The sequence below is a fragment of the Bacteroides sp. An269 genome, assembly GCF_002159755.1.
GTDB classification, from domain to species: Bacteria; Bacteroidota; Bacteroidia; order Bacteroidales; family Bacteroidaceae; genus Phocaeicola; species Phocaeicola intestinalis.
Map to the genome: position 1 here is coordinate 1 of NZ_NFJG01000110.1, position 14,910 is coordinate 14,910.

At 44.4% G+C, this 14,910-nt stretch carries 10 protein-coding genes; 7 read left to right on the forward strand and 3 right to left on the reverse strand.

Features of this window, described 5'->3' with window-relative positions; all coding sequences use genetic code 11:
* Positions 1 to 112: 112 nt before the first annotated feature.
* The 3 genes from B5F71_RS15870 to B5F71_RS15880 are packed head-to-tail and all read right to left on the reverse strand — an operon-like array spanning position 113 to position 6,597.
* Positions 113 to 1,000: a carbon-nitrogen hydrolase gene (locus B5F71_RS15870; protein WP_022039174.1), complete on the reverse strand. Its 888-nt coding sequence runs from the start codon at positions 998 to 1,000 to the stop codon at positions 113 to 115.
* Between the two features lie 43 nt (positions 1,001 to 1,043).
* Complete coding sequence (locus B5F71_RS15875) at positions 1,044 to 2,075, reverse strand: agmatine deiminase family protein (RefSeq protein WP_087212198.1); 1,032 nt, start codon at positions 2,073 to 2,075, stop codon at positions 1,044 to 1,046.
* A 7-nt stretch (positions 2,076 to 2,082) separates the two neighbouring features.
* Complete coding sequence (locus B5F71_RS15880) at positions 2,083 to 6,597, reverse strand: translocation/assembly module TamB (RefSeq protein WP_087212202.1); 4,515 nt, start codon at positions 6,595 to 6,597, stop codon at positions 2,083 to 2,085.
* A gap of 371 nt (positions 6,598 to 6,968) precedes the next feature.
* On the opposite strand from B5F71_RS15880, the gene B5F71_RS15885 reads away from it, so the two are divergent.
* From B5F71_RS15885 to nqrF, 7 genes are all read left to right on the forward strand, one after another.
* A complete protein-coding gene (locus tag B5F71_RS15885; RefSeq protein WP_087212205.1) occupies positions 6,969 to 8,342 on the forward strand; it encodes a C1 family peptidase in 1,374 nt (457 codons plus the stop codon).
* 165 nt (positions 8,343 to 8,507) lie between these two features.
* Positions 8,508 to 9,860 carry a Na(+)-translocating NADH-quinone reductase subunit A gene (locus tag B5F71_RS15890; protein WP_087212210.1) on the forward strand — a complete coding sequence of 451 codons (1,353 nt, stop codon included), beginning with the start codon at positions 8,508 to 8,510 and terminating at the stop codon, positions 9,858 to 9,860.
* A 130-nt stretch (positions 9,861 to 9,990) separates the two neighbouring features.
* Complete coding sequence (locus tag B5F71_RS15895; RefSeq protein WP_022039179.1) at positions 9,991 to 11,154, forward strand: NADH:ubiquinone reductase (Na(+)-transporting) subunit B; 1,164 nt, start codon at positions 9,991 to 9,993, stop codon at positions 11,152 to 11,154.
* 15 nt (positions 11,155 to 11,169) lie between these two features.
* The gene (nqrC, locus tag B5F71_RS15900; protein WP_022039180.1) at positions 11,170 to 11,847 is read left to right on the forward strand and encodes an NADH:ubiquinone reductase (Na(+)-transporting) subunit C; all 678 of its coding nucleotides are present in this window, start codon (positions 11,170 to 11,172) and stop codon (positions 11,845 to 11,847) included.
* 14 nt (positions 11,848 to 11,861) lie between these two features.
* Positions 11,862 to 12,500: an NADH:ubiquinone reductase (Na(+)-transporting) subunit D gene (locus B5F71_RS15905; protein ID WP_013616829.1), complete on the forward strand. Its 639-nt coding sequence runs from the start codon at positions 11,862 to 11,864 to the stop codon at positions 12,498 to 12,500.
* An 18-nt stretch (positions 12,501 to 12,518) separates the two neighbouring features.
* A complete protein-coding gene (gene nqrE, locus B5F71_RS15910) occupies positions 12,519 to 13,142 on the forward strand; it encodes an NADH:ubiquinone reductase (Na(+)-transporting) subunit E (RefSeq protein WP_041584217.1) in 624 nt (207 codons plus the stop codon).
* Positions 13,143 to 13,161: 19 nt separating this feature from the next.
* Positions 13,162 to 14,427 carry an NADH:ubiquinone reductase (Na(+)-transporting) subunit F gene (gene nqrF, locus B5F71_RS15915; RefSeq protein WP_087212213.1) on the forward strand — a complete coding sequence of 422 codons (1,266 nt, stop codon included), beginning with the start codon at positions 13,162 to 13,164 and terminating at the stop codon, positions 14,425 to 14,427.
* The last annotated feature ends 483 nt before the right edge of the window (positions 14,428 to 14,910 follow it).

Sequence of the window (14,910 nt, forward strand, 5' to 3'; positions counted from 1 at the left end):
CGCTCCTGTTCTTCGTCAGATAGCCCGCTATCTTCCTCATCACAGAAGCGGAAATGCCTCAAAAACTCATCCCAAATCATCGCACGATAAATTCAAAACAGCTTCTAAGAAACTAATCAATAAATCGACGGGTTAAATCACCAAATTCTTCAATGCGCCGGTCTCTTAAAAACGGCCACCAGCGACGGACGTTTTCACTCCGGTTCATGTCTATGTCCACAACCAGATTTTCTTCTTTTGTATTGCTTGCTTGTGCCAGCAGTTCGCCTTGTGGGCCGGCAACAAAACTGTTGCCCCAAAACAGAATACCATTGGTTTGCCCTGAAGGATCGGGTTCCAGTCCTACACGGTTTACGGCAATGACCGGTAGCCCGTTGGCAACAGCATGTCCCCGCTGAACAGTTACCCAAGCACCGATTTGACGTAATTGTTCTTCATGTGTGTCCGTACTTTCCCAACCAATGGCTGTGGGATAAATCAATAGTTCTGCTCCTTTCAGTGCCATTAACCGGGCACCTTCCGGATACCATTGATCCCAGCAAACCTGTACACCTAATTTCCCGACAGATGTTTCAATCGGTTCAAAACCGATATCACCAGGAGTGAAATAAAACTTTTCATAATAGGCAGGGTCATCGGGTATGTGCATCTTGCGGTAGATTCCAGCAATATTCCCATCTTTTTCGAATACGACTGCAGTGTTATGATATAGTCCGGGAGCACGGCGTTCGAACAGTGACGTAACTAAGACGATGCCGTAAGCGGCAGCTATTTCACTGTAAAAGCCTGTTGAAGGACCGGGTATAGGTTCAGCTAAATCAAACAAACTTGTATCTTCTGTCTGGCAAAAGTAGGGAGTATTGTGTAATTCTTGCAATACGACCAGATTGGCTCCGGCTTGTGCTACGGAAGCAATGTTGCCGTGCAGTTTTTCTAAATTGGCTTTGATATCGTTCGAACAAGCCTGTTGTACGATACCTACGCGAATGATTCTTGTCATAATTGTCTTAATTATATAAAAGGTGAAGTAATTTAATCTTGTTTTACAAGGAAGGGCATACGCTTTCGGGATATTGCATGGTGACACAGTGCAATGAACCATGTTGCTGTATCAGTGCCCGGCAGTCTATTCCTATGATTTCCCGGTCGGGAAAAGCCGATTTCAATACTTTGGCAGCTTCTTTGTCTTTTTCTGGCTGAGCGTATGTCGGATATAATACAGCATCGTTCATAATCAGAAAATTGGCATATGTGGCAGGCAGTCTTTCACCTTCAGCGTCGTAAATGGCATCGGGCAGAGGTACTGGGAGTAGGCGATAGGGGTCTCCGTTGAGTGTGCGGAAAGACTTCAGTTGTTCTTCCATTGCGTGCAGAGCACCGTAATGTTCGTCTTTTTCATCGGTACATTGTACATATACAATGGTATGAGCAGGACAAAGACGTGCCAACGTATCGATATGGCTGTCTGTATCATCACCAGCCAGGAAGCCATAATCTAACCACAATACCTGGAACAGGTTGAATCGTTCTTTCAAATATTGTTCGATTTCATTGCGGCATAAAGTATCATTCCGGTTTGGAGCCAGCAGACAAGTGGAAGTAGTAAGCAATGTACCTTCTCCGTCACTTTCTATCGAACCGCCTTCCAATACGAAATTGCGGCAATTGACGTAATGCCCGTTCAATACACCACTTTCATGCAGATGCATATTGATCAGGTTGTCTTTACAGGCGGCAAATTTCATTCCCCAACCATTAAAACAAAAGTCGAGTAACAGTGGGGAGGCATTTTGTTGAAGTACTGTGATGAAGCCGTGGTCGCGTGCCCATGTATCATTGGTAGGGCAGGCGATAAAGTGAATGTTATGCCTGAAGTCAACATTCTCAAGTATTTTCGGATATTCGGGAGCCACGAGCAACAACGGTTGCCGGGCTGCTATTTCCTGAGCCAAATGGAGGAAGCACGATTCTACTTCTTCAAGCATATAGTTCCAGTCTGTTCCGGTATGTGGCCAAGTCAGCTGGATATAGCTTTGGGCATGCCATTCGGCTGGTAGATAAAAATTCTTTCCCATAACTGAATTATTTAGTTTGTTTTTTGTTTCGTTTTTGTTGGGCGACAGGTTGTTCGTCTGTAGACTTCTTGTCTTTTCTTCTGCGAAGCAATATCCAATCGAACAGTTCGCGCCAATTGTCAAAGTCTTTTTTATACATTAGGCCGATGCCTTGCGTTGTCAGTGTAGATTTGGTAAAGTATCGGTCATTGGTCTCATTATAACCCTTTAAGCGGAATTCGCCGTTCCTGGTCAATATCCACATAGCCTCAAAGTCACCTACAAAATTGGTATTCTGCATGGCGTTGTCGCGGTATCCGAAATTGCCATTGATAATGAGTCTGTTGTTCAGTAGCCTTCCCGAAAGAATAGCTTCTGCTTCTACGTCACTCCAGCCGTTTTCTCCTGTACTTAGATTCGTGCCTACGTTCCAGTTCTGGTTGTCGATAACTTGCGAGAGCATATTGTTTAATTGACCGGACAAGGTGCTGAATGCCAGTGAACTGGTTGCATCCGATTGGTTGGCATTACTATTGTAGTCGTATGTGTAAAATTTGCCGACCCCCAACAGATAGATAATCTGGGTGTTCATCTGTTCTTCGGTACTGGTCAGGCTACGTACCAGTTCGCGGTCTTCATCGCTAACGGTGGGCAAATCAAGGTCGAACTTCAGTGTCGGGCTGGTCAGGTTACCGCTTAAATTCAAAAGGCAGTTTACACGTACAGTTCCTTTGGTGGAGGATGCGTCTGCTACAAGATCGTTCAATGAAGCCGAATTGACCGTATAAACAGCTTGTACATTCAGATTTGCTTGACGTGGGTTACCGTTAAATGAGACTGTGCCTCCCGACTGTAAAACAAAGTCTTTGCGAATGACATTCTGCATACTCATTTTATATATACCTTCTCCGATATTATAGTTGCCGAATATCAGAAAATCGCCTTTGTTATAAAAATTAATGCGCAGGTTTCCCGTGCCGTTAGCGGAAATGTTGTCTCCCGCCACAGGATCCATGATAATGCGCATCGTAGCGTCAGGAGTGGCTTCTATTTGGAAATTTAAATGCATATCAAGAGGAGTATCGTCTTCTTCCTCTTCTTTCTGTATGTTAAGGGGATGGTATACTTCTGTATGGATGTTTTCCTGCTGGCGTCGTGGCGTTCGGTCTACAAATTTGATAAACTGTTTGCTTGTGGCCTCGGCCGCCGTAGCAGTAACATACGTAAATGATGTACGTGGGTCGGTACGTAAAGTGCCGTCTACATTCAGTGCATTGTTTCCGCCTCGTAACAATACCTCGCCCGTGGTGTAGATAGTTCCATAGAATGGAAATTCAGGGGTTTCTTTTTCTGTGTGATATACCAGCATGTTGTTGGTATTGAATCGGAAATTATAAGTCAAGTGTTTCAGCTTCTGATGGTTGAGGGCTCCGTTTACCAGACCGGTATGGCCTTCCATATCCGCTATTTGTACGTTTTCGAATCCGAAATGTCCGGAACGGATACGCACAGAGTCGGCGTGTAACTTGAAAGATGTATTCAATATGTCTACTTTCATGCTGGCATCAGCCTGGGCACTTCCTTCCAAATCCAGTCCCGAGAACGGACCGAACAGACGGACATTGCCGAATACACGTCCTTGCATATTGGTAAAAATGCCATCAATGAATGGCTGAAGAAAAGCCAGATTAGTACCTCCTGCCTTGATGTGTAAATCCAATCCTTTTTCTTTAGGCGAAATGTAACCATTAACAAAAGTTGAATAATGTTCGTTCTCACGGATGTCTGCCAACAGGCGTATGCCTCCTAATTCGTTGTCCCATTCACCTTTGATGTCGCCTCTGCCTAATAAAGCATCATTCAGTGAAAAACCTTTCACGTCCAGTCGTGTGTACATGACAGGATTGTCCAGCACGTGATGAAGATGTACACGACCGGTAATCAGTCCGTTGAATTTGACTGCATGAAACTGGATGATATCCATGATGTATTGCAGATTGATGTTACTTAAGTCGACCAGGCAACTGTCAGTTCCCGATTTACCGATACGTCCGTTGGCGCGTACGTATTGGTCTTGATGTTCGAACAAAAAATTACGTACATCTACGATGCCTTGGTCGATGACAACTTCCGAAGGATGTATTTTCCAAATGGTATCATTCAAAACGATTTGGCTGGGCTGTATGTTGATACGTGTGCTTAGCTTTTCTCCTGATTCCGGTTTCTCGAAATATGCCTCGGCATCTATCAGTCCACTAAAAGTGTTAACTGTATTATTCCCCCAGTTAATGGTTGCTTTTAACTGGTCTTCTTTGGCCAGCGCATTGACAGCAAGGTTTATCATTCCTCCTTTTTTCATCCGTTTATTGGTACGGAGCTGACATTGCAATCCTTCTTCCGTATTGTTGCACAAAAAAGTCCCAGATTCGTAATAGGCACCTTTGTATGTAAATTCGGGTGCATAAGCCCGTACCTGGATGCGGGTATGGCTGTCGTCAAAATATCCTTGCAGGGAAGCCGGCATGGATAGTAGCAAAGGGACATCAAACACTTTTGATAAAAGCTCTGTATTGTCTATCTGTATATGGAAACGAAAGTTGTTGTTGGTATCAGAAAGATGCTTGTCGGCAGCCAGTAAAGAAGGCAAGTAATGTTGTACTGTCTTCAGGATACTTACAGGCAACGTGCGATACGAATAATACCCTTGTATTTCTCCTTTTAAAAAAGAGGACTGGATTTTAATTTGCTTCTCACCACTGTTGGGAACTGCTCCTGCCAGAATGCTGAAATGGTCGAATGTATAACACTTTTCCGGTTCGGGTGCCTTCATTATCAGGCTGTCAATGCTGATTCTTCCTTTCATATCATCGACAGAATGTCCTGTAAAGTCTGCCATCAGATTCAGTGAGAAATCTGTGTTTTGATATTTATCTGTAAGATTCAGCCTGTTAGGGTTGAAATGACGGATGGTGGCTTTCAGGTTGTAATCGGGAATAGCCTGCTGGGTAGCGACATGACCTTCGATTTCGATACTTCCGTTCGGGTCATTTACTGATATTTTCCCATCAAATCCTCCGGGCGTGTATTGCCCGTCGAGTAAGATATTGTGGTATTCATATTGTTTGTAAGACAAAGACGAAACAATGCCTTTGATGTATGATTCCGGTTTCCCGTCCTGATAACGGAATCCTTGCAGTTCGATATCGAAAGCTGCATTGCCAAATGTTTTTTCCTGTCCGAGTAACGCACCTAAATTTAACTGCTCACTGATTATTTTGCCTGAATAAGAATGATACAACGCACCTTTCGGTTTATGCATCGTTACGTTAGCCCGCACAGAGCCGGCTTCGGATAGGACAGTGCCATGTGTTGTCAGTTGGTGAAGGTAGCCTGATACATCTCCATTGAAATGTACGTCTCCCAGATGTTTTACAATACCGGGTATGGAATCTTTGTCCGAGAGGTTGTGGAAAAGCCATGACAGTCCTTGGGCATCGGCATCTAAATGAGACACTTGCCCGAAAAGATAAAGGTCTTCCTTCCGGTTCCAATGATTGATCATACCTTGGGCTTTCAGCAATAAGGTCTGATGGTTTCCGCTTACAAAGATATCGGTACAACGGGTATGATTTCCCTCTCCATCCAGTGCCAGATGAAGCTCTACAGGACTGTGAAAGTGGCTGAACGCCGGTACGAACATGGATATGTCGGCTGGTGTAATACGGGCATTCAGCCGCATCTGATAGGTGGTATTCTTGGTCAGATGAGGGAAGTGGGGTACACTGTCGTACGCTGCGGTCAGGCTGTCAATGGAAAGAATGGTTTCAGGCAATTGCAATTCCAAATCATTTATGGTAAAGTAGCGTGGAGTAGCAATACATTTCAAGGCAAGTTTCTTTAGTCTGAACCCACTGATTTCATTGAAACTCATTCGCCGGACTTGTGCATTGACCGAATCATTGGTCAAAGCTTTCAATGCAAGAGTGGCCGAAAAATTCTGGATACCGATATGTTTGTCATTGAAACGGTTGGGAGTGGCAGGTTCGGAAAGCACATCATAATACACTTGTCCGCGCCGGATTAATATTGAGTTGATGCGCAAGTCAATGTTTTTCTCTTTCTTTACCGTGTCTTTCGAGGCAAAGGCATCAAGTACGAATTGGAAATTGGCAGGGCTGTCAGGTGTTTTGCGGTTCAATCGTGCATTCAGTCCGAAAAGTTGCACACTGCTGATACGGATTTTCCCATGCAACAAAGATGATATTTCCACTTTGGCCGAAAAACGTGAGACTTTAAGCAGCTCCTCGTTTTCCCGATCTTTTAACGTCACATTTTGGATGATAACCCGGTTCAGTAACCCTAAATCGATATTGCCAATGCTCACTTCGGTCTTCATGAGCTTACTTAGCTCTTCGGCAGCAAGGTCTGATATTTGTTTTTGGACGAAAGAAAGGTTGAATATGGCAATCAATCCGAAGTAACATACCAAAATCAGTATGATAACAGAACGGACAAAATGTTTTATGTGGATTACCTTTCTCATATATATGCTTTCAGAAAATTAACCAAAAGTACAAATATCAGCTGAGGTAAGCTTTATTTTCTTCTGTTATTTCAAGATTTTTAAAAAATGAATGCCACATTCGGGCAATAAAGACACGGCTCAAGCATGCTTTTTGATGAACATAAGTGGGTGGGTTGGTTCACATAAGTAACTTGGGCTTTTCACATAAGTAAGTCAGTCGTGTCACTTATGTTCGTTTGAGGAAGCTTTTAGCCGACTGTTTTTCCTGAAGCCTCTGAAATGAAAAAGCGTTGAAAAGGCATGGGGAAATATGAGAAAATTGTTATATTTGCACCCATATATCGATGATTTTATAAAAATATTACATCTAATTAACAGATATAGCGAACATGAAGAGAAGTATTGCATTCTGTCTTATGACAATGGCGCTGGCTGCGGCACAGGCACAGCAAGGGGGGATTACTCCTGAATTGTTGAAAGACATCAAAGACAGCTACAAGCCTACGCCATCTGATAAGGCTATTTACAATGCGATGGCAGGGACCAGCATTTCAGTATTGGCAAAGAACCATGAGAATCTGGCAAATTTTGATACGCATTTTTCCAACCGTGTTGTTTCGCACGGCATTACCGACCAGCAACAATCAGGGCGTTGTTGGCTGTTTACGGGACTGAATGTACTTCGGGCACAGATGATGGCGAAGTATGGGTTGGACGAAATGGAATTTTCTCAAAATTATTGTTTTTTCTACGACCAACTGGAAAAAGCAAACCTTTTCCTGCAAGGCATCATTGATACCCGTGAAAAACCGATGGAAGACAAAATGGTAGAATGGCTTTTTAAGCATCCTATCAGCGACGGAGGACAGTTTACAGGCATTTCGGATATTATTGGGAAATATGGTGTAGTACCTGCTTCGGTTATGCCGGAAACTTATAGCAGCGAGCATACCGGACAGATAGCCGACTTGCTGGGACTTAAACTGAAAGAGTTCGGATTGCAGTTGCGTCAAGCTGCCGGGGAAGGAGCAAAGGAAACTGCATTGGAAGAACAGAAAAAAGAGATGATGGGCACCATTTACCGGATGTTGGCTTTGGCTTTCGGGGAACCAGTAGAACGTTTCACCTGGACAATGAACGGTGAAACCAAGGAATATACACCACTCTCTTTCTATCAAACTTTTTTAGGTAATGACTTGACGGGTAATTATGTAATGTTGATGAATGACCCGAGCCGCGAGTTTTACAAGTGTTATGAAATCGATTACGACCGTCATACTTACGATGGGCGTAACTGGACGTATGTGAATCTGCCGATAGAAGACATCAAGGAAATGGCTGTCCGTTCGATTAAGGATAGTACGATGATGTATTTCTCGTGTGATGTGGCAAAATTTCTTGACAGCAAGCGCGGTACACTCGACTTGAACAATTACGATTATGCTTCTTTGATGGGCACCTCATTCGGAATGAATAAAAAACAGCGTATCCAGACTTTTGCAAGTGGTTCAAGCCACGCCATGACCCTGATGGCGGTAGACCTCGATGCCAACGGCAAACCGAAGAAATGGATGGTCGAAAACAGTTGGGGCGCAGAAGCCGGTTATCACGGACATCTTATCATGACTGATGAATGGTTTGACGAATATATGTTCCGGCTGGTAGTAGAAAAGAAATACGTGCCGGAAAGTGTACTGGACATCTTGAAACAAAAGCCTGTCCTTCTTCCGGCATGGGACCCGATGTTTGCCGAAGAATACTGATTTTGTATTCTTTACATTACAAAATAGCGGTTTATTCGTGATAAGACGTTGTTTGCTTGCTTGAATAAGGAAATATTTCTGTAATCGGGCAAGCAAACTTTCTTCGTTGCCCTATTATTGTGTAAATTTGTCGCGAACTTAGAATATTCATTTTATACCTGATATATGGCTAATCTAATCAAATTACGTAAAGGCTTAAACATAAACCTGAAAGGAAAAGCTGCTACGGAACTGATGAGCGTGAAAGAACCGGGATTTTATGCATTGTGTCCTGATGATTTTACGGGAGTCATCCCGAAAGTGGTGGTGAAAGAACAGGAGTATGTAATGGCTGGAGGGCCCTTGTTTATCGACAAGAATCACCCAGAGATGAAATTTGTTTCGCCCGTAAGTGGCGTAGTAACGAGTGTGGAACGCGGCGCACGCCGTAAAGTGATGAGTATCACAGTAGAAGCAGCCGCAGAACAAGACTATGAAGAATTCGGGAAACAAGATGTAACCCGTATGGATGGAACTGCCGTAAAGGAACTGTTGCTGAATGCAGGTTTGTTTGCATTCATCCGCCAACGCCCGTATGATGTAATTGCCGACTCGACAATTGCACCACGGGCGATTTTCGTATCGGCTTTCGATTCGAATCCGTTGGCACCAGACTTTGAGTTCGCGTTGAAAGGAGAGGAGGCGAATTTCCAAACCGGGCTGGATGCTTTGGCTAAGATAGCCGGCGTGTATCTCAGCATCAGCGCAAGCCAGCAGGCTAAGGCATTGACTCAAGCGAAAGGCGTTACATTGACCGTATTCGAAGGCCCGCATCCGGCAGGTAATGTCGGTGTGCAAATCAATCACATCGCTCCGGTAAATAAGGGCGAGATCGTATGGACGGTTGATCCGCAAGCGGTTATCTTTATCGGCCGCCTGATGAATACGGGCAGGGTGGATTTGACCCGTACCGTTGCCATCACGGGTTCGGAAGTGAAGAAGCCGGCATATTGCAAATTGAAGATAGGAGCGATGCTGACCGATGTGCTTGCCGGTAATATTAATAAGGAGAGGGAAGTGCGTTGTATCAGTGGCAACGTCCTGACCGGGAAGAAAATTCCTGTAAACGGATTTTTAGGAGCCTTTCATTCGCAGCTCACCGTGATACCGGAAGGTAATGACGTGCACGAAATGCTGGGCTGGATAATGCCTCGTCTGAATGATTATAGTACCAGCCATTCGTATTTCAACTGGCTGATGGGCAAAAAGAAAGAGTATGTTCTGGATGCCCGTGTGAAAGGTGGAGAACGTCACATGATCATGTCTAACGAGTATGACAAAGTCCTTCCGATGGATATTCTGCCCGAATACTTGATAAAGGCAATTATCGCGGGCGATATCGATCGCATGGAAGAACTGGGCATATACGAGGTCGCTCCCGAAGACTTTGCTCTTTGTGAATTTGTCTGCTCATCAAAGATGGAGCTTCAGCGTATTGTCCGCGAAGGATTGGATATGCTTCGTAAGGAAATGTGTTAATTGATATGGCTTTTTGAGTTTTTAAGTTCTTAAGTTTTTTAAGTTGTAGCTGATTTGCAGGCAGCGATGGACAAACCAACAAACTTACAAACTAACAAACTCAAAAACTAATAAACTAATAAACTTTAATATGAACGCATTAAGAAATTATCTGGATAAGATAAAGCCGAACTTTGAAGAGGGAGGCAAATACCATGCTTTTCGTTCTGTATTCGAAGGTTTCGAGACATTTTTGTTTGTCCCGAATGCCACATCGAAGACGGGAACGCACATTCACGATGCGATAGATAGCAAACGTATCATGTCGTTCGTGGTCATTGCTCTGATGCCGGCATTGTTGTTCGGTATGTACAATGTAGGGTATCAGCATTTTCATGCTACCGGTGCTGAAGGAAGTTTCATCGAAATGTTCGGTTATGGTTTTCTGGCCGTGTTGCCCAAGATTATTGTTTCCTATGTAGTGGGACTAGGCATTGAATTCATTGTTGCCCAATGGAAAAAAGAAGAAATCCAGGAAGGATTTCTAGTGACAGGTATGCTGATTCCCATGATTGTTCCGGTAGATTGTCCGTTGTGGATGCTTGCTATCGCTACAGCATTCTCGGTCATATTCTGTAAAGAAGTGTTTGGAGGGACAGGCATGAATGTTTTCAATCCGGCTTTGATAACCCGTGCCTTTCTTTTCTTTGCATATCCTACCAAGATGTCGGGCGACACCGTATGGGTTTCGGGTGATAGCATCTTCGGTCTGGGTAAGACTGTGGATGGGTTGACGGCGGCTACTCCGTTAGGCGTGGCTAAGGTTGCCGAGTGCCCTGCTTTCTCGTGGGATATGGTGACCGGTCTGATTCCTGGCTCTATCGGCGAGACTAGCGTGATTGCCATCGCCATTGGTGCCGTTATCCTGCTATGGTCGGGAGTGGCAAGCTGGAAAACGATGCTGTCCGTATTCGTAGGTGGTGCACTTATGGGTTGGGTATTCAATACGTGGGGACCGGATACCGCCATTGCCCACATGCCTTGGTACGAACATTTGTGTTTGGGAGGCTTCTGTTTTGGTGCTGTGTTTATGGCTACCGATCCGGTTACCTCTTCGCGTACCGAAAACGGCAAGTTTGTTTACGGTTTCCTGATAGGTGCGATGGCTATCATTATCCGTGTGCTTAATCCGGGTTATCCCGAAGGTATGATGCTGGCTATCCTGTTGATGAATATTTTTGCACCGCTGATTGACTATGTTGTCGTGCAGAACAATATCTCACGCCGTGCCAAACGTGCAATGTCTAACAATTAAAAAACCGGAAGAACAATGAATACCAATAGTAATTCATATACTATCATTTATGCTTCGGTATTGGTTATTATCGTAGCGTTTTTGCTGGCTTTCGTCAACTCTTCTTTGCGCGAACTGCAAGGAAAGAACGTTGAGCTGGATACGAAGAAACAGATTCTTTCTTCACTGGGCATTCGCGATGTGCAGAATCCCGAAGCCAAGTTTGCCGAGGTGGTGAAGGAAGATATGCTGGTGGCTGAAGACGGTTCGCTGAAACCGTATGAAGGCGCTTTTGTCACCGGATATGAGAAAGCATATAAAGAAAAAGGAGAAGCTCATCTCTTTGTCTGTGAAGTGGATGGGGAAACAAAGTATGTTATTCCTGTTTACGGTGCCGGCCTTTGGGGTGCCATCTGGGGATATGTGGCGCTGAACGAAGACAAGAATACCGTGTATGGCACTTATTTCTCTCATGCTTCGGAGACTCCGGGCTTGGGTGCGGAAATCGCTACCGAGCATTTCCAAAACGAGTTTAAAGACAAGAAAGTCATGGATGGTTCTGTGGTTGGTCTGGATGTCGTGAAGAACGGGAAGGTTGAGAAGCCGGAATTCCAGGTGGATGGAATCTCAGGCGGTACAATCACTTCGGTCGCGGTAGGCCAGATGTTAAAGAGCTGCATGGACCATTATACCAATTTTTTAACTACTAAATAAGGAGGACGAATATCATGGGAAGTTTATTTTCAGCTAAGAATAAAGAGGTGTTTTCTACTCCGATAAGCATGAACAACCCGGTAACGGTTCAGGTATTGGGTATCTGTTCTGCACTCGCCGTAACCTCTAAGTTGGAACCGGCTATCGTAATGGGTCTTTCCGTAACGATTATTACGGCATTTTCCAACGTTGTCATTTCATTGATTCGCAAAACGATTCCGAACCGTATCCGTATCATTGTCCAGCTGGTAGTGGTTGCCGCTTTGGTGACAATCGTAAGCGAAGTGTTGAAGGCATTTGCATACGATGTCAGTGTGCAATTATCCGTTTACGTAGGTTTGATTATTACGAATTGTATCTTGATGGGACGTCTTGAAGCGTTTGCGATGGCAAACGGCCCGTGGGAATCTTGTCTGGACGGTCTGGGCAATGGCTTAGGCTATGCCAAGATTTTGATTATCGTGGCGTTTATCCGTGAACTTTTAGGCTCAGGTACGTTGTTAGGCTACAATATATTGAATTACGATGCCATTAAGGAGGCGGGATATGTGAACAACGGCTTGATGTTGATGCCGCCTATGGCATTGATTATTGTGGCTTGCCTGATATGGTATCAGCGTGCGAAACATCCCGAATTACAAGAAAAGGAATAATAAGGAAAGGTAATGATTATGGAACATTTTATAAGTTTATTGGTCCGTTCAATCTTTGTGGACAATATGATTTTTGCATTCTTTCTGGGTATGTGTTCGTATCTGGCTGTGTCGAAGAATGTAAAAACTGCCCTCGGGTTAGGTATTGCCGTTACGTTCGTATTGGTTGTGACTTTACCGGTCAACTATCTGCTTCAGACCAAAGTGCTTGCGGCAGACGGTATCTTGGGCATTGATTTAAGTTTTTTGAGCTTCATCCTCTTTATTGCCGTTATTGCTGCCATCACCCAGTTGGTAGAAATGGTTGTAGAGCGTTTCAGTCCTTCATTGTATGCTTCATTGGGTATCTTCTTGCCTTTGATTGCCGTGAATTGTGCGATTATGGGTGCGTCTTTGTTTATGCAGCAACGCATTGGCTTGGGAGAGTCTGACCCGAAATTTATCGGCAATGTATGGGACTCTGTTTCATACGCCTTGGGGTCGGGTATAGGCTGGCTGCTGGCAATTGTGGGCCTGGCTGCCATTCGTGAGAAGATGGCTTACTCCAATGTGCCTGCTCCGTTGAAGGGCTTGGGCATAACTTTCATTACAGTAGGCTTGATGGCTATGGCATTTATGTGTTTCTCAGGTTTGAACATCTAATAAGGAAAGGAATAAGACAATGGACATGAATTTTATATTAGCAAGCATTGGAGTATTCCTGGTGACTATTCTGGTGTTGGTCATCATTTTGTTGGTGGCGAAAAAGTTCTTGGTAACTTCGGGTAAGGTAAAACTGACCATTAACGGAGAAAACCAGTTGGAAGTGGAGTCTGGTTCGACATTGCTGAACACCTTGGCTGTAAACAATATATTCCTGTCATCGGCTTGTGGCGGGAAAGGGTCTTGCGGACAATGCAAGTGCCAGGTTTTGGAAGGCGGGGGAGAAATCCTTCCTTCGGAAGTAGGGCATTTCAGCCGTAAGCAGCAGAAAGACCATTGGCGTTTGGGATGTCAGGTGAAAGTGAAAGGCGATATGGCTATCAAAGTGCCTGAATCGGTCTTGGGTGTGAAGGAATACGAATGTACCGTTATTTCGAACAAGAATGTGGCAACATTCATCAAGGAATTCAAGGTGCAATTGCCTGCCGGCGCACACATGGACTTTATCCCCGGTTCGTATGCACAGATTAAGATTCCGGCATTTACGATGGATTACGACAAGGATATTGACAAGTCATTGATCGGTGATGAATATTTGCCTGCATGGAAGAAGTTCAATATGTTCTCGTTGAAGTGCGTCAACCCTGAGCCGACTATCCGTGCTTATTCAATGGCGAACTATCCGGCAGAGGGTGATGTGTTCATGTTGACGGTCCGTATTGCCACGCCTCCGTTCAAGCCCGACCGCAGTGGTTTTATGGACGTGAATCCGGGTATCGCATCTTCTTACATCTTTACGCTGAAGCCGGGTGACAAGGTGCTGATGAGCGGTCCTTACGGTGATTTCCACCCGATATTCGATTCGAAGAAAGAAATGATTTGGGTAGGAGGTGGTGCCGGTATGGCTCCGTTGCGTGCACAAATTATGCACATGACCCGTACATTGAATACGCGCGACCGTGAAATGCATTATTTCTATGGCGCCCGTGCATTGAATGAAGTGTTCTATTTGCAAGATTTCCTGCAGTTGGAAAAAGATTTCTCGAACTTCCATTTCCATTTGGCGCTTGACCGTCCTGACCCTGCTGCCGATGCCGCAGGCGTGAAATATACTCCGGGCTTCGTGCATCAGGTGATGTATGAAACTTACTTGAAGAATCACGAGGCACCCGAAGACATTGAGTACTATATGTGCGGTCCGGGTCCGATGTCGAAAGCTGTCGTCAACATGTTGGATAGCTTGGGAGTGGATTCATCTTCTATTATGTACGACAATTTCGGATAAGATAAAGAGCTTTAATCAAAAACAGTTCTAAACAGGTGCTTTGAATATCAAGGAGAATCAACGTAAGTTTCTGATTCTCCTTGATATTTTTATGAATGTCCTTTAGCGAATCTGACCGAGTTGAAAACGCAGTAATACTGCGTTTGCCGATGAAGTTATATCCGTAGGCGAATGCAGTATATATTCAACCGCAGATGCAGTATATATTCAACCGCGAATGCAGTATATATTCATTTTTCAGGGGTATATATTGGCTGTTGGCGGACATTCATTTTTTATTTAATCCTTCCCGATAATCCAGGCAAATAATCGGCAGGCAAACAGTCCGTCAGTTTCATCTGTTGAGAAAGCATGTACAGCTTCCACACACCCGTCTTTTAGAAGCTGTTTTGAATTTATCGTGCGATGATTTGGGATGAGTTTTTGAGGCATTTTCGCTTCTGTGATGAGGAAGATAGCGGGCTATCTGACGAAGAACAGGAG